The sequence below is a fragment of the Halomonas sp. NO4 genome, assembly GCF_010994375.1.
Taxonomy (GTDB): domain Bacteria; phylum Pseudomonadota; class Gammaproteobacteria; order Pseudomonadales; family Halomonadaceae; genus Halomonas.
The window spans coordinates 1-23,394 of sequence record NZ_WHMA01000020.1 but is presented as its reverse complement, the minus strand read 5'-3'; the positions used below and the strand labels follow the sequence as shown (position 1 = coordinate 23,394).

Below are 23,394 nucleotides of genomic sequence, written 5' to 3'. Positions count from 1 at the left end.
GCCGACGTTTACGGTAGGGTGTCGGTTTTCCGCGACTGCGAGATCTCACCATGAGCCAACCCGATGAGCTGATCATCGAGCCCCAGGGGGGCAAGCCCGCCGACGCCTGCGTGTTCATCCTTCACGGCCTGGGCGCCGACGGCAGCGACTTCGAGCCGCTGGTGCCGGCGCTGGCGCTGCCGCGCGATGCCAGCGTGCGCTTCATCCTGCCCCATGCGCCGCGCCTGCCGGTGACCGTCAACGGCGGCATGGTGATGCCGGCGTGGTATGACATCCACGAGATGAACCTCGACCGTCGCGTCGACGAGCCGCAGCTGCGCGATTCCGCCGCGCGCATCCAGGCGCTGGTGCGCGAGCAGATGAGCCACGGCATCGACAGTCGGCGCATCATCCTGGCTGGCTTCTCCCAGGGCGGGGCGGTGGCCTATGAGGCGGCGCTCACTTTCGATGCACCCCTGGGCGGGCTGCTTGCGCTGTCCACCTACTTCGCTACCGCCGACTCCATCCGGCTCGCCGAGGCCAACCGCGAGCTACCCGTCGAGGTGCACCACGGTACCTTCGATCCGGTGGTGCCCGAGGCGCTGGGCAAAGCAGGCTTCGAGCGGGTCAAGGCCCTGGGGCATCCGGTCACCTATCGTACCTATCCCATGGCCCATGCCATCTGTCCCCAGCAGGTCGCCGACATCGGGGCCTGGCTCTCCGAGCGGCTGGCCCGGTGAGACGCAGCGCGGACGGCAGGGACGCCGGATGACCACGCCCATCGCCCACCATCTCAAAACCTGCTGGCGCAGTGCGCGCCCGCCCTTCCTGGTGCTCGCGCCGCTGTGCGCCGGCTTGGCGGTGACCGGCGCCCGGGTCGATGGCCATGCGGCGGCCGGGCTGGATATCGCCCTGGTATTGCTGGCCGCGCTGCTCGCCCACGCTGCGGTCAATCTCTTCAACGAGCACCATGACTTCGAAAGCGGCCTGGACGCCCTCACCGAGCGCACCCCCTTCTCCGGGGGCAGCGGCGCACTGATCGAGCGGCCCGAGGCGGCGGTCGCCGTGCGTCTTGCCGCGCATCTCTGCCTGGCGACGGTGGTGGTCATCGGCGCCTGGTTCACGTGGCGCTCGGGGCCGCTCCTGCTGCTCCACGGCCTGATCGGAGTCGGGCTGGTGGTGGCCTATACCGGCTGGCTGACCCGCCGCCCCTGGCTGTGCCTGCTGGCACCCGGCGTGGGCTTCGGTACCCTGATGGTGGTGGGAAGCTACCAGGCGCTCACCGGTGGGGTCTCGGCCACGGCGCTGGCGGTATCGCTGCCGCCCATGCTGCTGGTGAGCGCGCTGCTGCTCGCCAACCAACTGCCCGACATCGCGGCGGATCGTCGCGTGGGCCGCTACCATCTGGCCATCGCCCTGGGGGTGCCGCGTGCGGCCCGCGGGGTCGCGGCGCTGGTGCTGGCGGCCTTCCTGGTGGTTCCGCCCCTCGTGGCCGCGGCCTGGCTGCCGGCCGCGGCCTGGTTGATGTGGCTGGCCCTGCCCGCGGCACTCTGGCTGGCGCGCGGACTCTGGCGTCTGCCGCCGCGTGCCCGGGCAAGCGACGTTTCGTCGCTTGCGTCGCTGCTGGGACTCAACGTGGGGGTGCTGCTGGCAAGCCTGGGGCTGTTGAACCTGGGGCTGTGGCTCGCGGGATGAACTCGGCCAAGGTCGCCTCGACAGCGGCGTGGCGCCGGGGCAGGATGAATGATCCGTTTGTCACCTACTGCCTGTCAGGATCGCCAATCATGAGTGAGTCGCCCTTTGCCAACCTGCCCGACGCCCAGGGGTTCTTCGGCCGCTTCGGGGGCCAGCACATTCCGCCCGAGCTCAAGCGGATCATGGACGAGATCGATGCCGCCTACGAGGAGATCCGCGTTCGCGAGGACTTCCAGACCGAGCTGGCGGACCTCCTCGCCGACTACGTGGGGCGGCCGAGCCCGATCTTCCACGCCCGGCGGCTGTCCGCGAAACTCGGTGGTGCGCAGATCCACCTCAAGCGCGAGGATCTGAACCACACCGGCGCGCACAAGATCAATCACTGCCTGGGCGAGGCGCTGCTCGCCAAGTTCATGGGCAAGACCAAGGTGATCGCCGAGACCGGCGCTGGCCAGCACGGCGTGGCCCTGGCCACCGCCTGCGCCCTGGTGGGCATCCCCTGCGAGATCCACATGGGCCAGGTGGACATCGAGAAGGAGCATCCCAACGTCACCAAGATGAAGATCCTGGGGGCGACGCTCATCCCGGTGACCCGCGGCACGGCGACCCTCAAGGACGCCGTGGACAGCGCCTTCGAGGAGTACCTCAAGGACCCGCAGCACTTCATCTACGCCATCGGTTCGGTGGTGGGCCCGCACCCCTTCCCCAAGATGGTGCGCGACTTCCAGTCGGTTATCGGCCGCGAGGCGCGCAGCCAGTTCCTCGAGCGCCACGGCCGTCTTCCCGATCACGTCACCGCCTGCGTGGGCGGCGGTTCCAACGCCATCGGCCTGTTCACCGCTTTCCTCGACGACGCCGACGTGCACCTGGTGGGGGTGGAGCCGGCCGGCGAGGGGCTCGACACGCCGCGCCACTCGGCGACCCTGACGCTGGGCAAGCCCGGCGAGATCCACGGCATGGCCTGCTACGTGCTCGAGGACGAGGCCGGCAACCCCATGCCGGTGCACTCCATCGCCTCGGGGCTCGACTATCCGGGCGTGGGGCCCCAGCACAGCTACCTTAAGGAGAGCGGGCGTGTCGACTACGAGACGGCCACCGACGCCGAGTGCCTGGACGCCTTCCTGACCCTCTCTCGTGTGGAGGGCATCATTCCCGCCCTGGAGAGCGCCCACGCCGTGGCCTGGGCGATGCGCGTGGCGCCGAGCCTACCGGCCGACCGGCACATCCTGGTCAACCTTTCGGGGCGCGGCGACAAGGATGCCGACTACGTGGCCGACAAGCTGGGGCTGTGAGCTGGACGTGGGCAAGCCGGAGTCGGCGGCGAGCAAGTCTTGAGTTAGGCTTAAGGTGGCCCAAGGTCTTAGGCAAGGCCTTAACTCTCGAGCTCACCGCTCTTGAGTCCACCACTCCCGAGTCCACAAGGAGATCGTGACCATGACCGACCTTTCCGAGGAGCTCCGTCTGCCGGTGGCCTGTCCCGATTGCGGCAGCCACCTCTTCAAGGTGTCGCAGGTGCACAACCCCGACGACCGGGTGTTCTGCACCTCCTGCCGGCGCTACCTGTGCCTCTACCACGAGGCCCAGGAGATACTGCGCCTGGGGCCGTGCAGCGAGCGCGAGGCGCTGATCGAGAAGGTCGTCAACCGCCCGGCGAAGTGAGATCCCGGGCGGCAGGGCCGCCCGGAGGCGCTCAGAGCAGTTCCTCCCCTGCCAGCGCCAGGCGCGAGCGCTCGACGCTGCGCAGCGTGACATGCCCGGCGTGGGGCCAGTCGCGGAAGCGCTGGACCACGGCGGCCATGCCGCAGGTGTTGGCGGTGAGGTAGGGGGTGTCGATCTGCCCCACGTTGCCGAGGCAGACGATCTTGGTGTTGCGCCCGGCGCGGGTCACCAGCGACTTGACCTGCTTGGGCGTGAAGTTCTGCACCTCGTCGATGATCAGGAAGGTGTCGTTGAGGGTGCGCCCGCGCATGAAGCCAGGGGCACGAATCTGCACGCGCGAGCCGAGCAGCTGGCGCGTGGCGCCGTTGTCCCAGCTTGTCTCGCCGCTCTCGTCTCGCAGCAGGTTGTCCATGTTGTCGTGGAAGGCGCCCATCCAGGGCGACATCTTCTCCTCCTCGGTGCCGGGCAGGTAGCCGATGTCCTCGCCCATGGAGATCGGCGCCCGGGTGAAGACGATGCGCTCGAACCGCTTGGCGTCCAGGGTCTGCTGGAAGGCGGCGGCCAGCGTCATGTAGGTCTTGCCGGTACCGGCGCTGCCGGCGATGGTCACCAGGTCGATGTCGTCGTCCATCAACAGGTTGAGGGCGAAGTTCTGTCGGCTGTCGTGGGCGTGCACGCCCCACACGCCGGCCTTGTGCCGGTAGTTGGTGAGCAGCTGCAGCCGGGCGCGGTAGGGCTCCACTTCGCGCACGATGGCCTCGAAGCTCGCACCGTTCTCGCTGTCGGAGACCAGCATGCCTAGATGCCAGTCGCCGGGAATGGGGCCCTCCAGCTGGTAGAAGGTGTGGTGGTCGATGCGCTCCACGGTGACATCCACGTCCAGCTCATCCCAGGGGCCGTCACCTGTCTCGGCCGCCGGAGCGGTAATGTGCGCCCCGTCGGGCATGGCGTCGCTGTCGCTGAAGGCGCGGTCGGTGAGGTAGTCCTCCACCGGCACGCGCAGCGCCGCGGCCTTGACGCGCAGGTTGATGTCCTTGGAGACCAGGATCACCGAGGCGTCGGGGCGCTCGTCGCGCAGCCGGCAGGTTTCGGCCAGCAGGCGGTTGTCGGGGCTCTCCTCGAGGTGTTCCAGGGGCTTGAGATCGGAATAGCAGAGAAAGCGCAGCACCCCCAAGGTGGTCCCGCCGGCGCGGGGAATGGGAATGCCGCGCTGGATCTCGTCGAAGGTGACCTCATTGGTCAGATCGGAGAGGGTACGGCTGACCTGGCGGGCGGTGCGGGCGATCTCGCGCAGGCCGTTCTTGTGCTTGTCGAGTTCCTCGAGCACGGTCATGGGGATGACCACCTCGTGTTCCTCGAACTGGTAGAGGGCAGCGGGGTCGTGAATCAGGACGTTGGTGTCCAGCACGTAGAGCCGCTTGGCTTTCTTGTCGAGTCGTACCATCGAAAAGTGCTCCCGGGTTGACGGCACCTTCGACACTGGCACTGACACCTTACCGTCATATGACAGCCCGGCTCCCCGGCCAGTGTCACCTGCGTACGGCGTATTCCTCCTGCTTTCCGGTGAATGTTGACTCAGCTTATGACACCAGCATGTGCCTTCCGCTTCCTTCCTTCCGTCCAAGGCTTCAACGCTAGACCTTGCCCGTGCCGAGGCCTCAGTGCAGGTAGACGCTCTCCACGTCCAGCGTGGAGCGGCTTCCCAGGTCGTCGAAATGCGCCGCGAGCCACTCTGCCGCCGTCTCGCGGCCGAGGTCGCGCAGGTGGCACAGGAAGGCCCATTCGGCGTTGAGCTTGCTCGACACCGAGAGGTCGGCCAGCGCCTCGTCGGCACTGATGCGGTGGAAAAGCGCGTCGCGATAGCCGGGCACGGCGATGTCGTACTCCGTGGCCAGCTGCTGGAGCATGGCCAGCAGCCGCACTTCCTTGATCAGCGAGGCGTTGAAGGTGATCTCGTTCAAGCGGTTGAGGATGTCCGCGGCGGTGGTGGGCAGCTCGCGGCGGGTCAGCGGGTTGATCTGCACGATGACGATGTCGCGCGCGGTGCACTGCTCCATGAGCGGCAGCAATGCCGGGTTGCCCATGTAGCCGCCGTCCCAGTAGGGCTCGCCGTCGATCTCCACGGCCTGAAAGACGAAGGGCAGGCAGGCCGAGGCCATCACCGCATCCAGGCTCATCTCCTCGCGGGTGAAGACGCGCTGTTTGCCGCTGTGGACATTGGTCGCCGTGACGAACAGCTTCAGCGACTCGCAGGCACGCACCCGCTCGAAGTCGACGTGGTCGGCCATCACCTCACGCAGCGGATTCACGTTGAGCGGGTTGAACTGGTAGGGCGAAATCAGCCGGCTCATCAGATCCAGGGCGATATAGCCCGGCGAATGGTCGAGGCTCCAGTTGCCCAGCCACATGTCCAGCGGGCTGCGGCGGATGGGGCTGGCCATGCCGGCGCGGCTCACCGCGGCCCAGAAGTCGTGCAGGGCCACTCGCGCGGTGGTCTCGTCGCCGCGCACCAGCGCATCGGCGATCACCACGGCGTTCATCGCCCCGGCGCTGGTGCCGCTGATGCCCTCGATCACCACCCGCGGCTCCTCCAGCAGGTGGTCGATCACGCCCCAGGTGAAGGCGCCGTGGGCCCCACCGCCCTGCAAGGCCAGGTCGATACGCTTGGTCTCGGTCATTTCCACTCCCCATGTGCAACATGCTGCGTTGCACCACCCTATCAGCTTAACGGCCAGTGCGGGGAGCGGCCAGGCACGAGCGCATTCCAACCAGCGAGACGCTGGTGAACGTTACTTGGAGCCTGAGGCCGCCCATGTACTCCTTTCTCTCTTCTATAGTGCTTTACAGGCTCATCGAGTCCGGCGGAAAGAGACTTGTGGCTCGGCCAGTGCAAGCCGGTCTGGCAGCAAGTTCGAGAATGCGATCGGCCAAGCGGTCATCGACGCCGCTGTCGCCGCGAGTGAACGCGAGAGAGGTAACGCACATGGCAGACGATTTGCGTGACAGCGCCTTGCAGTACCATCGATTCCCCCGCCCCGGCAAGCTGGCGATCCAGGCGATCAAGCCCATGGCCAGCCAGCGGGATCTTTCGCTGGCCTATTCGCCCGGGGTGGCCGCGGCCTGTGAGGAGATCGAACGTGACCCCCTGAAGGCGGCCGAGTATACCGCCCGCGGCAATCTGGTTGCGGTGGTCAGCAACGGCACGGCGGTGCTGGGGCTGGGTTCCATCGGCGCCCTGGCCTCCAAGCCTGTCATGGAAGGCAAGGCCGTGCTGTTCAAGAAGTTCGCCGACGTGGACGTGTTCGACATCGAGATCGAGGAGCGCGACCCGGACAAGTTCATCGAGATCGTCGCCGGTCTGGAAGCCACCTTCGGCGGCATCAATCTGGAAGACATCAAGGCACCGGAATGCTTCGAGATCGAGCGGCGCCTGCGAGACCGGATGAAGATCCCGGTCTTCCACGACGACCAGCACGGTACCGCCATCGTCTCGGCGGCCGCGCTGCTCAACGGCCTGCGGGTGGTGGGCAAGGAGCTCGGCGACATCCGCCTGGTCTGCAACGGTGCGGGCTCCGCGGCCCTGGCCTGTCTGGATCTGGCGGTGGCCCTGGGGGTGCGCCAGGATAACATTCTGGTCTGCGACCGCAGTGGCGTGATCCACACCGACCGTGCGGGGGGCCTGGACCAATACAAGGCGCGCTATGCGGCCCGGACCGAGGCCCGCACCCTGGCCGATGCCGTCAACGGTGCCGACGTGTTCTTCGGCCTCTCGACCGGGGGCGCGCTCACAGCGGAGATGGTGGCGACCATGGCCGATCGCCCTCTGATCCTGGCCATGGCCAACCCCATCCCGGAAATCATGCCGGAGGACGCCAAGGCGGTACGTCCGGATGCGGTGATCGCCACCGGACGCTCGGACTACCCCAACCAGGTCAACAACGTCCTGTGCTTTCCGTTCATCTTCCGGGGCGCCCTGGACTGCGGCGCCACCACCATCAACGAGGCGATGAAACTGGCCACCGTCAAGGCCATCGCCGACATGGCGACCACCACGGTGCCGGAAACGGTGGCGGTGGCCTATGGCGGCCAGGCGATGACCTTCGGCCCGGAGTACATTCTGCCCAAACCCTTCGACCCGCGCCTGATCGACACCATCCCGCCGGCGGTGGCCAAGGCCGCCATGGACAGCGGCGTGGCCGCTCGCCCCATCGCGGACCTGGACGCCTATGCCCGTTCGCTGTCACGACTGGTCTACCGCTCCGGCAATGTGATGGAGCCGGTATTCGAGCGGGCACGACAGAATCCACTCCGCCTGCTGTACGCCGAAGGCGAGGACGAGCGCGTCCTCCGCGCCATGGAGGTGTGCGTCACGCATCGCTATGCCAACCCCGTGCTGATCGGCCGTCGTGCGGTCGTCGAGGCCCGCATCGCAGAACTGGGCCTGCCGGTGAAACCGGGCGTCGATTTCGAGCTGATCGACTCGCAGGACTATCCCGGCTACGCCGAACTGGCCAGTGAGTACCACAAGCTGATGGGGCGGCGCGGTGTTCAGCCGGAGGCCGCCGAGAGGCGAGTCCGCAGCCGGGCCACCATTCTGGCCTCGCTGCTACTGCGCCGGGGCGAGGTGGACGCCATGATCACCGGCCCGGTAGGCAATTACCGCGAGCACCTGGGACTGGTCCTGGACGTCATCGGCCTGCGCAAGGGCGTCAGCACGGCGGCCGCCCTGCAACTGCTGATCCTCGAACGGGCCACCCTGTTCATCGCCGATCCCTTCGTCAATTACGACCCCGATGCCCGTCAGATCGCCGAGATCACCCTGCTGGCCGCGGAGCAGATTCACCGTTTCGGCATCACCCCCCGAGCCGCTTTGGTCTCCCACTCGAATTTCGGCAGTGCCGACTTCGCCAGTGCCGGGAAGATGCGCCAGGCACTGGCGCTGATTCAGGAACGCGCACCGGACCTGATGGTGGACGGCGAGATGCAAGCCGACTCGGCACTGTCCCCCGGCGTGCGCGGGCGCATCCTGCCCGATTCGATGCTCGACGGCGAGGCCAACCTATTGATCATGCCCAATATTGACGCAGCCAACATCGCCTTTACCTCCCTGAAGGTACTGGGCAACGGCGTCTCCGTGGGACCCATCCTGCTGGGGGCCGCCAAGTCGGTTCATGTGCTCAACCGGACGGTGACCGCACGAGGGATCACCAACATGAGCGCCTTCGCCGTGGTCGAGGCGCAGACCGATCGATAACGACAACAATTCCGCTCCAACCAAGGGAGACGCTCCATGGCCTTCGAAAACTACAACGACTTCGATCCACAGGAAACCCGGGAGTGGCAGGAAGCCGTCGACGTGGTGGTGGAGCGGGTGGGCCCCGAACGGGCCACCTATCTGCTGCACAAGGCGGTGGAAGAAGCCTACCGGACCGGCACCGAGGCGCCGGACACCACCCGCACCCCCTATGTGAACACCATACCGCCCCACAAGGAGGCCAAGCTGCCCGGCGACGAGGCCCTGTTGCAGCGGCTGACCGCCTACCTGCGCTGGAACGCCATGGCCATGGTGGTGCGCGCCAACAAGAAACCCGCCGAACCCGGCGGGCATATCGCCAGCTACGCGTCGTCGGCGGTGATGTACGAGGTGGGCTTCAACCACTTCTGGCATGCCCCCAGCGAGAGTCACGGGGGAGACATCCTCTACGTGCAGGGCCATTGCGCCCCGGGGATCTACGCGCGGGCCTTCCTGGAGGGACGGCTCACCGAGGAACAGCTGGACAACTTCCGCCTGGAAGTGGACGGCAAGGGGCTCTCCTCCTATCCCCACCCCTGGCTGATGCCGGACTTCTGGCAGGTCTCCACCGTGTCCATGGGGCTGGCGCCGATCATGGGCATCTATCAGGCCCGCTTCATGAAGTACCTCCAGCACCGGGGGCTGGCCGATACAGAGGGACGCAAGGTCTGGGTGTTCCTGGGTGACGGCGAGATGGACGAGCCCCAGTCCCAGGGCGCCATCGCCCTGGCCAATCGGGAGAAGCTGGACAACCTGATCTTCGTGATCAACTGCAACCTGCAGCGCCTGGACGGTCCGGTGCGGGGCAACAGCAAGATCGTCCAGGAACTGGAAGGCAACTTCCGGGGCGGGGGGTGGAACGTCATCAAGTGCCTGTGGGGGTCGGGCTGGGACGACCTGCTGGCCAAGGACACCCAGGGGCTGTTGCGCCAGCGCATGGAGGAGTGCATCGACGGCGAGTATCAAAACTTCAAGGCCAAGGGCGGCGCCTACATCCGCGAGCACTTCTTCGGCAAGTATCCGGAACTCAAGGAAATGGTCGCGCACCTGTCGGACGACGACATCTACTACAAGCTGACCCGCGGTGGCCACGACCCGCAGAAGGTCTACGCGGCCTATCACGCGGCGGTCAATACCAAGGACAAGCCCTCGGTGCTGCTGATGAAGACCGTCAAGGGCTACGGCATGGGTGAAGGCGGCGAGGGCCAGAACATCACTCACCAGAAGAAGAAGCTGGGCGAGGATCACCTCCGGTACTTTCACCAGCGCTTCGGCCTGCCCTTGAGTGACGAACAGGTCACCCAGGCGGCCTTCTTCAAGCCCCCCGAGGACAGCCCCGAGATGCAGTTCCTGCACGAGCAGCGCCAGGCACTGGGCGGCTACCTGCCCCAGCGCCGGCGCAACGGCGATCGGCTCGAGGCGCCCCCCCTGGACATGTTCAAGCAGGTGCTGGCGGACACCGGCGAGCGCACCCTATCCACCACCATGGCCATGGTGCGCATCATGGTATCCCTGGCCCGGGACAAGACCCTGGGGCCGCGGCTGACCCCGATCGTCGCCGACGAGTCGCGCACTTTCGGCATGGAGGGCATGTTCCGGCAGATCGGTATCTACGCCCCCGAAGGGCAGAAGTACGTGCCCATGGACGCCGAGGAGATCATGCCCTACCGGGAGGATCAGAAAGGCCAGATCTTGCAGGAGGGCATCAACGAGGACGGGGCCATGTCGTCGTGGATCGCCGCGGCCACCTCGTACAGCAACCACGGGATCACCATGATCCCGTTCTACGTCTACTACTCCATGTTCGGCTTCCAGCGCATCGGCGATCTGGCCTGGGCGGCCGGCGACATGCTGGCGCGGGGATTCTTGATCGGTGGCACCTCGGGGCGCACCACCCTGAACGGCGAGGGCTTGCAGCACCAGGACGGGCACAGCCAGCTGTTCGCCCAGTTCATCCCCAACTGCATGGCCTATGACCCCACCTTCCACTACGAGGTGGCGGTGATCGTGCGCGACGGGATCAAGCGCATGTACGAGGACCAGGAGAACGTCTTCTACTACATCACCACACTGAACGAGAATTACCATCATCCGGCACTGCCCGACGGCGCCGAAGACGACATCATCAAGGGCATGTATGCGTTCAGCAAGGCCGAGGGCAAGGGGCCGCGGGTACAGCTGCTGGGCTGTGGCAGCATCCTCAACGAGGTGATTGCCGCGGTGGACCTGCTGCGCGACGACTGGGGCGTGGCGGCCGACGTCTGGAGCTGCCCGAGCCTTAATGAACTGGCCCGCGACGGGCATGCCGTCAAGCGCTGGAACCGGCTGCATCCCGGGAAGAAACCACGCAAGAGCCACGTCGAGCAGTGCCTGGAAGGCACCGACGGCCCGGTCATCGCCTCCACCGACTACATCCGGCTGTTCGCCGAACAGATCCGACCCTTCGTGCCACGGCGTTACGAGGTACTGGGTACCGACGGCTTCGGCCGCTCCGACAGCCGCGAAGCCCTGCGCCGCCACTTCGAGGTGGATCGTCATTACGTCACCGTGGCCGCGCTGCAAGCCCTGGTCGACGAGGGCCAGCTCAAGAGCGGCAAGGTCCGGGACGCCATCGCCAAATACGGCATCGACCCCGAAAAGCCCAACCCCCTGTACGCCTGAGCCGGAGGAGAAGAACCGTGGCCATCCAAGAAATCAAGGTACCGGACATCGGCGATTTCACCGATGTCCCGATCATCGAGCTCCATGTCCAGGCCGGCGACAGCGTCCAGGTGGAGGACCCGCTGATCACCGTGGAGTCCGACAAGGCCTCCATGGACGTGCCCGCGCCTGTCGCGGGGACGGTCAAGGAGGTCAAGGTCAAACTCGGCGACACGGTCTCCGAGGGCTCGCCGATCGTGATGCTGGAGACGGAAGGTGAATCCGCTCCCCCGTCACCCGCTGCCCCCGCTCCCGCCGAGGAAGACGCGAAGACAGCGCAAGCGGCGCCAGCCCCCTCGGCCGCACCCGCTGCCGCCCCTTCCACTGCACCGTCCACCGCACCTTCCACCGGCCCGATTGCCGATTTCAGCCGGGTTCACGCCAGTCCCTCGGCTCGCCGTGTGGCCCGCGAACTGGAGGTGGACCTGAACCGAGTGCCGCCGACCGGTCTCAAGGGCCGGGTCACCCAGGAGGACATCCGGAACTTCGCCAAGGGCGGCGCCCCCGCGGCACAACCGGCGGCTGGGGCCCCAGCCGGCGGCGAGGGCATGGATCTGCTGCCCTGGCCCAAGGTCGATTTCAGCAAGTTCGGCCCGGTGGAGACGAAGCCGCTGTCGCGCATCAAGAAGATCTCCGGTGCCAATCTGCATCGCAACTGGGTGAGAATCCCCCACGTCACCAACCACGACGAGGCCGACATCACCGACCTGGAAGCCTTCCGGGTGCAGTTCAACAAGGCCAACGAGAAGGCGGGCATCAAGGTCAGTATGCTGGCGTTCATGATCAAGGCCGCGGTCGCCTCCTTGAAGCAGTTCCCCGAGTTCAATGCCTCGCTTGAGGGCGACAACCTGATCCTCAAGCAGTACTACCACATCGGGTTTGCTGCCGACACGCCCAACGGCCTGGTGGTGCCGGTGATCCGCGATGCGGACCAGAAAGGCGTCGTCGAGATCGCCCAGGAAATGGGGGCGTTGGCCAAGCTGGCCCGCGACGGCAAGCTCAAACCCGATCAGATGCAGGGCGGCTGTTTCACCATCTCCTCGCTGGGCGGAATCGGCGGGCTGTATTTCACGCCCATCATCAACGCACCTGAAGTGGCCATCATGGGCGTGTGTCGCTCCTTCTGGAAGCAGGTCTCGCCGGACGGCAAGCAGTCGGAGTGGCGGTTCATGCTGCCCCTGTCGCTGTCCTGGGATCACCGGGTAATCGATGGCGCCGCCGCGGCCCGTTTCAACGTCCATTTCGCCCACCTGCTCGCCGACATGCGGCGCATCATCATGTGAGGAATCGACGACATGGCCAATGCAATCGAAGTCAAGGTGCCCGACATCGGTGATTTCACGGAGGTCGAGATCATCGAGGTGCTGGTCGAGCCGGGCGATGCGATCGACATCGAAGCGCCGCTGATTACCCTGGAGACCGACAAGGCCTCCATGGATGTGCCGTCTCCGCAATCGGGCACGGTCGGAGAGCTCAAGGTCAAGGAGGGGGACAAGGTCTCCGAAGGCTCGACCATCCTGCTGCTGGAACCGGCCGAGACCGGATCCCGGGTGACGGACCATGAAACGCATCCGGCGGTCCATGAAAAAGGGGCTGGCTCAGCGGCGCCCGGCGATGCCGGCGGGGGGTATGGCGGTGGCAGCCTGGAAGAGGTTCGGGTACCGGACATCGGCGATTTCGGCGATGTACCGATCATCGAAGTGCTGGTACGCGCGGGCGATACGATCCGTGTCGAGGACCCGCTGATCACCCTGGAGTCCGACAAGGCCTCGATGGACGTGCCCGCGCCCAAGGCCGGCAAGGTCACCGAGGTGCTAGTGTCGGTCGGCGACACGGTCTCGGAAGGCTCGGCGATTCTGATGCTGCAAGGGGAGGGGACATCCCCCGCAGCCCAACCGGCACAGGGAGCGGGAGAGCGGGCCGCTGCGCCGGCCCCCCAGGCGGCCACCCATACCGGCGGGGCCGACATCGAGTGCGAGATGCTGGTGCTCGGCGCCGGCCCGGGCGGCTACTCGGCCGCCTTCCGGGCCGCCGATCTGGGGATGAAGACCGTGCTGGTGGAACGCTATGCCACCCTCGGCGGGGTGTGCCTGAACGTCGGCTGCATCCCCTCCAAGGCGCTGCTGCATGTCGCGGCGGTCACCGACGCGGCCAAAGCCATGGCCGATCACGGCATCGCCTTCGGCAAGCCGAAAATCGATCTCGACAAACTGCGCGGCTGGAAGGAAAAGGTCGTCGGCCAGCTCACCGGTGGGCTGGCCGGCATGGCCAAGGCACGCAAGGTCCAGGTCGTGCGCGGCGTCGGGACCTTCCTCGACCCGCATCACCTGGAAATTGCCCTGACCAGCGGCGACGGCCAGGAGCAGACCGGCGACAAGCAGGTGGTGAAATTCGACAAGTGCATCATCGCCGCCGGGTCGCAGTCGGTGACACTGCCCTTCATTCCCGATGACCCCCGGGTGGTCGATTCCACCGGCGCGCTGGAACTGACGTCCATCCCGAAGCGCATGCTGGTCATCGGCGGCGGCATCATCGGCCTGGAGATGGCCACGGTCTACTCCACCCTGGGCACTCGCATCGACGTGGTCGAGATGCTCGACGGGCTGATGACCGGTGCCGACCGCGATCTGGTCAAGGTCTGGGAAAAAGTCAACAAGCCCCGCTTCGACACGGTGATGCTCAAGACCAAGACCACCGCCGTGAAAGCCCAGAAGAACGGCCTCAAGGTCAGCTTCGAGGGCGACAACGCCCCCGCTGAGCCACAGCTGTACGACATGATTCTGCAATCGGTGGGGCGCCGCCCCAACGGCAACAAGATCGGCGCCGACAACGCCGGCGTGGCGGTCGACGAGTGGGGATTCATCGCCACCGACCGGCAGATGCGCACCAACGTCGGGCACATCTTCGCCATCGGCGACATCATCGGCCAGCCGATGCTGGCCCACAAGGCGGTGCACGAGGCGCATGTCGCCGCCGAGGCCGCGGCCGGCCACAAGAGCTTCTTCGATGCCCGCCAGATTCCCTCGGTGGCCTACACCGATCCGGAAGTGGCCTGGGCCGGCAAGACCGAAACCGAATGCCAGGCCGAAGGCATCAAGTACGGCAAGGCGGTGTTCCCCTGGGCCGCTTCCGGCCGAGCGATCGCCAACGGCCGCGACGAGGGCTTCACCAAACTGCTGTTCGACGAGGAGACCCACCGCCTCATTGGCGGCGCCATCGTCGGCCCCCAGGCGGGGGACCTGATCAGCGAGCTCTGTCTGGCCGTCGAGATGGGCTGCGATCCGGTCGACATCGGCAAGACCATCCACCCGCACCCGACCCTGGGCGAATCGATCGGCATGGCCGCCGAACTGTTCGAAGGCGTGTGTACCGATCTGCCGCCGCAGAAGAAGCGCTAGGGTGACTTCCACCGGGCTGCCGATGCTGCCGCGCTCACGCGGCTATCCCATCTCAGCCGGTAAACCTGGAACGGCGGATCATGAATGAAGGCAAAGAAGGGGGGAGGACATAACAATGGCCGAACAACCTCGCCAGCCGGAAGAATACGATGAAACGACCGGCGGTCGATCCGCCAAGATGGCATGGGGCCTGCGTGCCTTCGGGCTGATCATGGCGCTGGTGGTGTGGCTCGCCATGGGATTCGCCGAGGGGCTGTCGTCGGACGCGCGCTGGGTCGCCACGATCGCCACCCTGATGGCGGTGTGGTGGATGACGGAGGCGATCCCGCTTTCGGCGACGTCCCTGCTGCCGATCGTGTTGATCCCGATGCTGACGGCGCGCACCGTCGGCGAGGCCACGGCGCCCTATGCCAGCTCCATCGTGTTTCTGTTCCTCGGCGGCTTCCTGATCGCCATCGCCATGGAGAAATGGAACCTGCACCGGCGCATAGCGCTGCTGACGCTCGCCCGGGTCGGGGTCGAGCCGAAGCGGATCGTGCTTGGCATGATGCTCGCCACGGGCTTCCTGTCGATGTGGGTCTCGAACACCGCGACGACGCTGATGATGCTGCCGATCGGGCTCTCCGTGCTGCGCCTGGTGGCGGAGCGCAGCGGCGAGTCCGCGGAAACCGTCTCCCCCGGCCATGATCCCGCAGGCCACGCACACGACCACCACCGGGCCGGCCACGTGGACTTCATCTTCGACGACAACATCAAGCGGTTCGGTGTCTGTCTGCTCCTGGCGGTCGCCTGGTCGGCGAGCATGGGCGGTCTCGGCACCCTGCTGGGAAGCCCGCCGAACGCCATCGTCGCCGGCTACGCGGCCGACGAACTGGGCCGCACCATCGGCTTCCTCGAGTGGATGATGCTCGGTGTGCCGCTGGCCTTCACCTTTATCCTGGTGGGCTGGGTGTTGATGACCCGTGTGCTCTACCCGTTCAAGGTCGCGGAGATTCCCGGTGGCAAGGAGATGATCGACGGTGAGATCCACAAGCTCGGCCCGCTCAGTCAGGGCGAGAAGATGGTGATGATCGTCTTCGGCTCGGCGGCCTTCCTGTGGGTGGTGCCCGGGGTGCTCGCCAGCTTGCCGTGGATAGGAGAGCGGCTGGGGCCGCTTGGCGAGCTCAATGACACCGCCATCGCCATCGCCGCCGGCATTGCAATGTTCATCCTCCCCGCACGAGGTCGCGGGGAGGCGGTGCTGAACTGGCAGGATGCCGAGGACGGGCTGCCCTGGGGCGTATTGCTGCTGTTCGGCGGTGGCCTGAGTCTCGCCGGGGCGGTGGCAGCGACCGGCCTGGACAGCTGGTTCGGCGAGCAGATTACCGGGCTGCAGGTGCTGCCGATCCTGCTGCTGGTCGCTGCCGTGACCACGATCGTGCTCTTCCTCACGGAGGTGACCAGCAACACGGCGACGGCCGCGACCTTCATCCCCGTACTCGGGGGTGTCGCCGTCGGCATTGGCGCCGATGCGATGACGCTGCTCATCCCGGCGGCCTTCGCCGCGACCTGCGCCTTCATGCTGCCGGTCGGCACGCCGCCGAACGCCATCGTCTTCGGCACCGGCGCGGTCACCATCGGTCAGATGGCGCGAGGCGGCGTCATTCTCAACGTCATCGGGATCGCCCTGATCACCCTCTTCTGCTACCTGCTCGGCGGTTTCGCCCTCGGGCTGCAGTTCTAATACCAGGCGGGTGGGCGCTTGCGCGACGAGTTGCCGTCCGGTACGGCGCAGGCTCCCCCCTCGTCTCAGTGTATTGCCTGAACGGGGTGTCACTGCTCCTGGGCAAGATCAGACACCGTAATGGCTGGCAGCGCGGTCAACGAGACGTACTCGCGTCGTCGACCCGCACCTGGACATAAGACCCCGGTGCCTCCTCGAGGGGCGGGTACTCGCTGCTTCCGGGGTCGCGGGCCGGCACCTGGCCGCCGGCATGGCGCTGGAGCCAGGTGCGCCATTCCGGCCACCAGGAACCCGGGTGGTGGGTGGCCGAGGCCAGCCAGCGTTCGGGATCTTGCGGCAGGCGTCCATAGGTCCAGTAGCCGTACTTCGGCGAGTCCGCCGGGTTGATGACCCCGGCAATATGCCCGGAGCCGCCGAGCAGGAAGCGGGGTTTCCTGCCCAACAGGTGCGCCCCGCGGTAACTGGAGTGCCAGGGGGCGATGTGATCCTTCTCGGTCGCCACGAAGAACGTCGGGATGCGCACCTGGCTCAGGTCGATGGACTGCCCGGCCAGGGTGATCCCTCCCGGTTGGGCCAGGCGGTTTTCCAGATACATGTTGCGCAGGTAGTAGCTCTGCATGCGCTTCGGCATGCGGGTGGAGTCGGAATTCCAGTAGAGCAGGTCGAAGGCCTTGGGGTCGCGGCCGAGCAGGTAGTTATTGATCACGAAACCCCAGATCAGGTCGGCGGACTGCAGCAGGTTGAAGGCGTTGGCCAGGTGCGTGCCCTCCAGATAGCCGCGCTGTTCCATGTGCTGCTCCATGTAGCGGATCTGCTCCTCGTCGATGAACACTTCCAACTGCCCCACCTCGCTGAAGTCGAGGAGGGTGGTGAAGAAGGTGGCACTGTGCACTCGCTCATCGCCCCGAGCGGCCTGATGCGCCAGGGTGCAGGAGAGCAGGGTGCCGCCGATGCAGTAGCCGATGGTGTTGAGCGTCTCCTCGCCGGTGACCTCCTGCACCACGTCCATGGCCTTGAGGGTGCCCTGGGTGAGGTAGTCGTCGAAGGCCACCTCGGCATAGCGCTCGTCCGGGTTGACCCAGGAGATCATGAAGACGGTGATTCCCTGCGTCACGGCCCAGCGGATAAAGGAGCGCTGCGGGGTGAGGTCGAGGATGTAGAACTTGTTGATCCAGGGCGGGACGATCAGCAGCGGCCGGCGGTCGACCGCCTCGGTGGTCGGTGCGTACTGGATGAGCTGCATCAGCTCGTTCTGGTAGATGACCTTGCCCGGGGTCACCGCGAGGTTCTGGCCCAGCTCCAGCTCGGCCGAATCGCTTTGCTTGATGCGCAGCAGGCCCTCGCCCCGCGACAGGTCCTCCATCAGGTTGGCCAGGCCCTGCAGCAGGTTGGCACCGCCGGTGCGCACCGTGGCCTTGATCACTTCCGGGTTGGTGGTGGCGAAGTTGCTGGGGGCGAGGGCGTCCATCAGCTGACGGGCATAGAACTCGACCTTCACCCGCTCGTCGCGGTCCAGCTCCTCAGTGACCTCGTGCACCCCCTGCAACCACTGCTCGGCGGTGAGTTGGTAAGCCTGGCGGAGCGCGTCGAAGAAGAGGTTCTCCTCCCAGCTCTTCCCCTTGAAGCGTCGGTCCCGTGGCTCGGGCGCGGCGGCCGTTGAAGGCGCCTCGCCGAAGAGGCGCTGCGTGGTGTTCTGCCAGAGTGCCGCATAGCCCTGCCACAGTTGCTGCTGGAGCTCCAGGGCCTGCTGCGGATGGAAGAGAAACTGCTGGCTCAGGCGGGTGAGCGCCTTGGCCGCGACCGCCGGGTCGGGCAGGGTGAAGAAGTCCCCGCGCGCCTGGCGCTCGAGCCAGCCCTGCCAGGCGCGGGACGATCCGGTCGACAATCGCGCGAGGGCCTCGGCATAGCGCTGTGCCAACTCGTCGGATGGCGTCTCCTGGGGTGGTGTCGCCTGATCGCCTGGCTTCGCTGAAGACGGTTTCTGGTCATTCATGGCCTTGCCCCTTGGTGAGTACTACTCGATAGCGGCATCGTCCGACCCATGGCGGGAGGTAGGTCGCCGAAGCTAGGGCCGATGCACTGCGTCATCTGCCGCCATCTACCGTTTCAGTATCGTAGGGGCGGGGTGCCCTACGCCAACCTTCACGCCTCGATCCACGCCTCGTCGCTCACCGACCAGATGCGCAGCGTCACGCTGTCGTCTTCCAGGCACTGGCCGTCTTCAAGGCGGAAGTGCTGCTTGTAGAGCGGCGAGGCGACCACCGGCACGCCCATCGAGACCACCGGGCTCACCCCTACCGCCGATAGGAGAAGGGCCGAGTGAAATGTCACTCGGCCCTTCGTCAACGTGGAATGGACGGGCTATCGCCTCTGTCCGCTGGTCGCTCGAATCAGGGCGATGCATTGCCATCGGTCAGCAAATGCTTTGCCGCCTGGCCACAAACCCAGAAAATCGCGGCCAGTATGATGAAGAACAGGCTGCCCGAGGCCAGATCCCAAGTGAAAGCCTCTTCACGAGCCACGACCAGATAGGCCAAGCCTGCCAACAGAGCAAAGATCACGACGATGGCCCCTCCTGAAAAGAGGAAGTACAGCGCTATACCAAGCTTATTCCGCATAACCATCTCCTCAAGCTGCTTGGAGGCTCACTTTCACCATAGCTCATGCCGGTTCGCCTTGCTGGGCATGAGCCTGATGGGCATCTTCAGCGCCGTGCTTTTGACGCTCAGGTGGCGGATGCAGGGTTTGTGAGCGCTTGCACATCGGTTCGATGTCTCGGGCTCGAGTTCTTCGGTGTCTTTGTCATCGGGTTGGGAGGCATGTTTCTCCTCGCCTAGGCGCTTCGGCAACGATGAGCGACTCGTCGTGGCAGGTTGTTCAGCGATGGCCCGCCAGCGCTATGTAAGAAATGGCTTACATCGTGTCAGCCTGTACCCACGCCGACACGACCAAGGTCAAAATTCCGGATCGTTACGTAGATATGCACGAAAGAAGTCGTTAGGTTGGGAGCTAAGCGGGCTGAAACAGAGCCTTGGAGCCGAAACCTTCTAAGCGAGATGGAACCTTGGACTACTTGATCATCCATGAAGCCGCAAGGCCGCTGTGGTGGGTGCTGGCCATCGTCGTGCTCCTCGGCATCTTCAAGTCTCGCTGGTTCAAGGGCCTGTTCGGCGAAGCCTTCGTCAAGCTGATTGCCAGGTTCCGGCTGCCGGCGGATGAGTACCGGGGAGTACACAACGTCACGCTTCCTACGCCCGATGGCACCACCCAGATCGATCACGTTATCGTTTCCCGATTCGGCATCTTCGTCATCGAAACCAAGCACATGTCGGGGTGGATCTTCGGCAGCGAAAAGCAGGCGCAGTGGACACAGAAGCATTTCCGCAAGTCGTTCAAGTTTCAGAACCCGCTGCGCCAGAACTACAAGCATGTGAAAGCGCTGGAAGCTCAGCTCGACGTGCCGGCGGATACCATTCACTCGGTAGTGGCCTTCTCGGGTAGCGCCATCTTCAAGACCAAGATGCCTGATAACGTCACCGTCGGTGGCGGCTATGTGAGGTACATCAAGTCGTTCCGAGAGCCTGTGCTGTCGGAGATTCAGGTGCAGAAAGTGTTGGAATACATCGCCACCGGCCGGCTGGCGCCAAACCGTGAAACGCACCGCCAACACGTGAAACAGCTCAGAGCACGCTTCGAATCCACCGCTGAACGAAAATGCCCTAAGTGTGGAAGCAGCATGCTGCTGCGCACAGCCAAACGAGGTGCAAACGCCGGCAACCGATTCTGGGGGTGTTCGGCATATCCCAAGTGCCGGGAGGTGCAGGATGTGGCATAGAGTTGACGGGGTATATCAGGCAGGGCCGGCCGCTTTCGACCCAAAGGGGACATTCGACAAGGCAGCTAGGGTATCCATCTGTGTTATGCAGTCGGCACAGTGATTGGCTGTTATGATGCCGAATAATGCTTATTTTTTCTGAAATTCAGAGGGTGGAAATGTGACTGATGCGCTAAAACACGAATGAGAGTGCCGATGCATTCAAGTCAATAAACAAACTGGTTTTCTCTTACCTGTGAAGTAGTTAAACGGAGTCAAAAATGAGTGATATTCATCCAGACGCTGAAACACAAAGCATCACTATCAAGTGTCTGAACTGTGGAGGCAAGTTCCCCTCTCCAATATTCATGACACCCTATGCCTCATTCAGTACAGCAACATTGATGGGTAATCAAGCGCAGTGTCCTCACTGCGCTAAGATGAGCGGCTGTAATAAAGAAAACTTCGTTGCTCGATTTGAAGGCGGCGGTTTTGTGGGCAATGATGCAATCTAATAGCCGTCGATACGAGGCATTGCCGTCTGGCGCACATAATTAGTTACTCAAGTGCCTCCTAGTTTGGGGGCCGTCCTCCGGACGTCCCTGGGTGGCCGCCATTTAGCTCTTTATTAGTTGCCGAGGATTGTCGATATTTCTATGGGAAATGCAAAAGAGTGCAATAGCAGAAACATTCCGCTTCCAGTCCAGCGTGAAGTAAGACAACGATGTGGCTTTGGCTGTGTGATTTGCGGCATGCCATTATATGAATATGAGCATATGGAAGAGTGGTCTCAAGTGCAACGGCATGTAGCAGATGAGATTACATTGCTTTGTGATCAACACCATCGAGAGAAAACCGGTGGACTACTTCCAAAGGAGGTTGCGCGTGAGGCAAACAACAATCCTTACAACCTAAAGGAAGGGGTGTCAAAACCATATAATCTATATTTCTCTGGCCGGGAGGCTTGCGTTGAAATCGGTGGAAACAGCTTCACTTGTGAAGATCAAGGATATGGTACGGCAATGGCGCCTATCAGCGTTGATGGAACTCCGTTAGTAGGCCTCATTCTGGCCGACGGCCACTTTCTTCTCAACCTAATAATTTTTGATGAATTTAATGCGCCTGTTTTGCATATAAAAAACAACCAGCTTTTCTATTCAGTAGCTCCTTGGGACATTCAGTTGGTAGGCACCACCTTGACGGTTAGAGAAGCTCATCGAAAGATACTCATAGAAATTGACTTCCATCCCCCAGGAAAAGTAGTGATAAACCGAGGGCGCTTCCTTAGGAATGGTGTCGAAATATTAGTTCGACCGAGAAATATTCTCATTACCAATAACGCAACATTTTTGAGCGAATGCCATGCGCATAATTGCTATGGTGGGTTGATTATTGGGCATCATCAGCAGCCGATTGGCGGGTTTATGAGGTTGGACAGTATCCCGAGATACTTGGGTGACCGAAAGGAGGTGCTCAGGTTTGAAAAAGAGTGCATGGACAAGGATCCCGTTATTCACCAAACAAGAAATTAACCAGTCGCTATTGTTAAGTGGTTTCCCCTCCGCTTCGCGATTACAGAATTACCGAAAAGCTTGGTTGTTAACTTAACGGAACTATATGAAGCAGGCAGCGAACAGACAACAAATAGACACTCTGTACGTCCTGGGGGCAGGTGCCAGTTATGGCCTGACAAAGGTCAAAACCAAAAAGCACCCTTACTCGCGGCAAGTAACCCCGCTTGACGCTACATTTTTGAAGAACCTTCAGCACTTTCAGCCTGCGAACGGGTGGCGTCGCGCGTCCACCGAACTCGTTCTCCAGCAATGGTTTGACCGTATAGCGGCTGTTGATCATGGCCTGGAGGAGGCCATCATCAAGCGCGTCAGCCAGTACGATTTTCTGTCAAACCTCCATCCTACGAAGATTAAGGGGCGTTGCAACAATGCCGAGTACCTTAATCACCTATCGCACCTTATTACAGAATTTCTGTCGCGTTGCAAAGCAAACAACTCAGGTAATGCGCGAAAATTAATACAACACATATTTCCCGCGCATAAGCCTGTTGCGGAGTACACGGATAGGATCATCACATTCAACTACGATACAGTCTTAGAGCGCCCTCTTATAGACCGGGGGCTCTCGAAGAAGAAGATATACTTCGACCGCATTGTAGCTCGTGAAGAAGATGGTATTCGTCGCTATGCAGATGAAAAGTTCCCCCACCCAATCATGTTGAAGCTTCACGGTTCTATAAACTGGCGGTGTAATAAACGGCACTTTGAGGAGATGATTACAGGAAATATTGAGTCCGATGAAAAGATCGTTGTATGGTCGGATGATAAGGGGCGGCCCACTCCGGACGACGATGATTCCCCGCTTATCATACCGCCTATACCTAACAAACCAATCACGGCCACTAGCCTTTTTCGGTTCTTGTGGACCTTGGCTTATGAGTACATGCATCAGGCCAAGAGGATCGTCATTGTTGGCTATTCGTGCCCTCCTACGGATACATTAGCCAGAACCATGTTCAGTCAATTCACTAGCCGCACGCTCGAAGAAATATTTGTTGTCGATCCTAATGCGGTAGCACTCAAGAACTACCGAGAGATGCTGGAGCCTCGCACGGCTGCGCGAGCAAAGTGGCGTTATTATCCAGACATTTGTGCTTACATCGAGTCAGAATTGAACTAACAATGACATAGAGTCGACGCGGCGCAAGACTTGCGGCTCATATCATGCGTTACAATAGACCCTTGCTGATTGTCCGCTTTTGGCCGATAGCGACGGCATAGAGACTATGCCGTCGCTGGCTGTTGTTAGACCTCTGTCTGCTCAGCCATAACTAATGCGTCATCCACCTCAACTCCAAGGTATCTGACGGTGCTTTCGAGTTTTGTATGACCTAATAAAAGTTGAACGGCTCTCAAGTTTTTCGTTCGGCGATAGATTAAAGATGCTTTGGTGCGTCGCAACGTGTGAGTCCCATAGGCTGATGGCTCAAGGCCAATAGAGGTTACCCAGGATTTAACGATGCGCGCGTACTGTCGCGTGGACAAGTGGCCCGCGCTGCTCGGAGCCTGTCAACATAGTTGGCACATGAAATGGTTTCGGCTCTTTAAAATCCTGCTGC

The 23,394-nt window shown here is 63.2% G+C and carries 17 protein-coding genes and 2 pseudogenes; 13 read left to right on the top strand and 6 right to left on the bottom strand.

All coding sequences use genetic code 11. The annotated features are described in order from the left end of the window. Window positions 1–50: 50 nt before the first annotated feature. The 4 genes from FEF15_RS13370 to FEF15_RS13355 all read left to right on the top strand — a co-directional run bounded on the left by FEF15_RS13370 (window position 51) and on the right by FEF15_RS13355 (window position 3,333). Window positions 51–719, top strand: coding sequence for an alpha/beta fold hydrolase (locus FEF15_RS13370; protein WP_163559672.1), 669 nt, complete (start codon window positions 51–53; stop codon window positions 717–719). Window positions 720–747: 28 nt separating this feature from the next. After that, the gene (locus FEF15_RS13365; protein ID WP_163559671.1) at window positions 748–1,674 is read left to right on the top strand and encodes a prenyltransferase; all 927 of its coding nucleotides are present in this window, start codon (window positions 748–750) and stop codon (window positions 1,672–1,674) included. Between the two features lie 89 nt (window positions 1,675–1,763). Next, window positions 1,764–2,966, top strand: coding sequence for a tryptophan synthase subunit beta (gene trpB, locus FEF15_RS13360; protein ID WP_163559670.1), 1,203 nt, complete (start codon window positions 1,764–1,766; stop codon window positions 2,964–2,966). 142 nt (window positions 2,967–3,108) lie between these two features. Continuing rightward, on the top strand, window positions 3,109–3,333 hold the full coding sequence (locus FEF15_RS13355; protein ID WP_163559669.1) for a hypothetical protein: 225 nt from the start codon (window positions 3,109–3,111) through the stop codon (window positions 3,331–3,333). Window positions 3,334–3,364: 31 nt separating this feature from the next. Here FEF15_RS13355 and FEF15_RS13350 read toward each other — a convergent pair whose 3' ends face one another. Both FEF15_RS13350 and FEF15_RS13345 read right to left on the bottom strand, forming a co-directional pair. Further along, complete coding sequence (locus FEF15_RS13350; protein WP_163559668.1) at window positions 3,365–4,777, bottom strand: PhoH family protein; 1,413 nt, start codon at window positions 4,775–4,777, stop codon at window positions 3,365–3,367. A gap of 214 nt (window positions 4,778–4,991) precedes the next feature. Continuing rightward, window positions 4,992–6,011, bottom strand: a complete 1,020-nt coding sequence (locus FEF15_RS13345; protein ID WP_163559667.1) for a patatin-like phospholipase family protein — start codon at window positions 6,009–6,011, stop codon at window positions 4,992–4,994. A 305-nt stretch (window positions 6,012–6,316) separates the two neighbouring features. Here FEF15_RS13345 and FEF15_RS19680 point away from each other — a divergent pair, with 305 nt between their 5' ends. The 5 genes from FEF15_RS19680 (at window position 6,317) to FEF15_RS13320 (ending at window position 16,447) form a co-directional block, all read left to right on the top strand. Then, entirely contained in the window at window positions 6,317–8,587 is a 2,271-nt protein-coding gene (locus FEF15_RS19680) for an NADP-dependent malic enzyme (protein WP_163559666.1), read from the top strand. A 36-nt stretch (window positions 8,588–8,623) separates the two neighbouring features. Next, on the top strand, window positions 8,624–11,287 hold the full coding sequence (gene aceE, locus FEF15_RS13335) for a pyruvate dehydrogenase (acetyl-transferring), homodimeric type (RefSeq protein WP_163559665.1): 2,664 nt from the start codon (window positions 8,624–8,626) through the stop codon (window positions 11,285–11,287). A 17-nt stretch (window positions 11,288–11,304) separates the two neighbouring features. Then, window positions 11,305–12,609 carry a dihydrolipoyllysine-residue acetyltransferase gene (gene aceF / locus FEF15_RS13330; RefSeq protein WP_163559664.1) on the top strand — a complete coding sequence of 435 codons (1,305 nt, stop codon included), beginning with the start codon at window positions 11,305–11,307 and terminating at the stop codon, window positions 12,607–12,609. A 12-nt stretch (window positions 12,610–12,621) separates the two neighbouring features. After that, complete coding sequence (lpdA, locus tag FEF15_RS13325) at window positions 12,622–14,724, top strand: dihydrolipoyl dehydrogenase (RefSeq protein WP_163559663.1); 2,103 nt, start codon at window positions 12,622–12,624, stop codon at window positions 14,722–14,724. A 115-nt stretch (window positions 14,725–14,839) separates the two neighbouring features. Next, window positions 14,840–16,447, top strand: coding sequence for an SLC13 family permease (locus FEF15_RS13320; RefSeq protein ID WP_240454173.1), 1,608 nt, complete (start codon window positions 14,840–14,842; stop codon window positions 16,445–16,447). Window positions 16,448–16,583: 136 nt separating this feature from the next. Here the strand turns inward: FEF15_RS13320 and phaC are convergent, their stop codons facing one another. The 3 genes and pseudogenes from phaC to FEF15_RS13305 all read right to left on the bottom strand — a co-directional run bounded on the left by phaC (window position 16,584) and on the right by FEF15_RS13305 (window position 19,065). Beyond that, the gene (gene phaC, locus FEF15_RS13315) at window positions 16,584–18,440 is read right to left on the bottom strand and encodes a class I poly(R)-hydroxyalkanoic acid synthase (protein WP_163559662.1); all 1,857 of its coding nucleotides are present in this window, start codon (window positions 18,438–18,440) and stop codon (window positions 16,584–16,586) included. Window positions 18,441–18,589: 149 nt separating this feature from the next. Continuing rightward, window positions 18,590–18,718, bottom strand: a pseudogene (locus FEF15_RS13310) (nitrite reductase (NAD(P)H) small subunit); the annotation flags it as partial. A gap of 119 nt (window positions 18,719–18,837) precedes the next feature. Further along, window positions 18,838–19,065 carry a hypothetical protein gene (locus FEF15_RS13305; RefSeq protein ID WP_163559661.1) on the bottom strand — a complete coding sequence of 76 codons (228 nt, stop codon included), beginning with the start codon at window positions 19,063–19,065 and terminating at the stop codon, window positions 18,838–18,840. Window positions 19,066–19,511: 446 nt separating this feature from the next. On the opposite strand from FEF15_RS13305, the gene FEF15_RS13300 reads away from it, so the two are divergent. From FEF15_RS13300 to FEF15_RS13285, 4 genes are all read left to right on the top strand, one after another. Further along, a complete protein-coding gene (locus tag FEF15_RS13300) occupies window positions 19,512–20,282 on the top strand; it encodes an NERD domain-containing protein (RefSeq protein WP_163559660.1) in 771 nt (256 codons plus the stop codon). Between the two features lie 260 nt (window positions 20,283–20,542). Then, window positions 20,543–20,776 (top strand): hypothetical protein, encoded by a 234-nt coding sequence (locus FEF15_RS13295; RefSeq protein WP_163559659.1) that lies wholly within the window; start codon window positions 20,543–20,545, stop codon window positions 20,774–20,776. 237 nt (window positions 20,777–21,013) lie between these two features. Continuing rightward, entirely contained in the window at window positions 21,014–21,793 is a 780-nt protein-coding gene (locus FEF15_RS13290) for a hypothetical protein (protein ID WP_205598534.1), read from the top strand. 85 nt (window positions 21,794–21,878) lie between these two features. Continuing rightward, window positions 21,879–22,955 carry an SIR2 family protein gene (locus FEF15_RS13285; protein WP_163559657.1) on the top strand — a complete coding sequence of 359 codons (1,077 nt, stop codon included), beginning with the start codon at window positions 21,879–21,881 and terminating at the stop codon, window positions 22,953–22,955. A 125-nt stretch (window positions 22,956–23,080) separates the two neighbouring features. On the opposite strand, the pseudogene FEF15_RS13280 reads toward FEF15_RS13285, so the two are convergent. Further along, window positions 23,081–23,323, bottom strand: a pseudogene (locus FEF15_RS13280) (tyrosine-type recombinase/integrase); the annotation flags it as partial. Window positions 23,324–23,394 lie beyond the last annotated feature (71 nt).

Coding starts and splice junctions, on each gene's coding strand:
- trpB (WP_163559670.1), top strand. CDS start 1,764: ATGAGTGAGTCGCCCTTTGCCAACCTGCCCGACGCCCAGGGGTTCTTC.
- FEF15_RS13295 (WP_163559659.1), top strand. CDS start 20,543: ATGAGTGATATTCATCCAGACGCTGAAACACAAAGCATCACTATCAAG.
- FEF15_RS13305 (WP_163559661.1), bottom strand. CDS start 19,065: ATGCGGAATAAGCTTGGTATAGCGCTGTACTTCCTCTTTTCAGGAGGG.
- FEF15_RS13290 (WP_205598534.1), top strand. CDS start 21,014: ATGCCATTATATGAATATGAGCATATGGAAGAGTGGTCTCAAGTGCAA.
- lpdA (WP_163559663.1), top strand. CDS start 12,622: ATGGCCAATGCAATCGAAGTCAAGGTGCCCGACATCGGTGATTTCACG.
- FEF15_RS13350 (WP_163559668.1), bottom strand. CDS start 4,777: ATGGTACGACTCGACAAGAAAGCCAAGCGGCTCTACGTGCTGGACACC.
- FEF15_RS13320 (WP_240454173.1), top strand. CDS start 14,840: ATGGCCGAACAACCTCGCCAGCCGGAAGAATACGATGAAACGACCGGC.
- FEF15_RS13345 (WP_163559667.1), bottom strand. CDS start 6,011: ATGACCGAGACCAAGCGTATCGACCTGGCCTTGCAGGGCGGTGGGGCC.
- FEF15_RS19680 (WP_163559666.1), top strand. CDS start 6,317: ATGGCAGACGATTTGCGTGACAGCGCCTTGCAGTACCATCGATTCCCC.
- FEF15_RS13285 (WP_163559657.1), top strand. CDS start 21,879: ATGAAGCAGGCAGCGAACAGACAACAAATAGACACTCTGTACGTCCTG.
- aceE (WP_163559665.1), top strand. CDS start 8,624: ATGGCCTTCGAAAACTACAACGACTTCGATCCACAGGAAACCCGGGAG.
- phaC (WP_163559662.1), bottom strand. CDS start 18,440: ATGAATGACCAGAAACCGTCTTCAGCGAAGCCAGGCGATCAGGCGACA.
- FEF15_RS13355 (WP_163559669.1), top strand. CDS start 3,109: ATGACCGACCTTTCCGAGGAGCTCCGTCTGCCGGTGGCCTGTCCCGAT.
- FEF15_RS13370 (WP_163559672.1), top strand. CDS start 51: ATGAGCCAACCCGATGAGCTGATCATCGAGCCCCAGGGGGGCAAGCCC.
- FEF15_RS13365 (WP_163559671.1), top strand. CDS start 748: ATGACCACGCCCATCGCCCACCATCTCAAAACCTGCTGGCGCAGTGCG.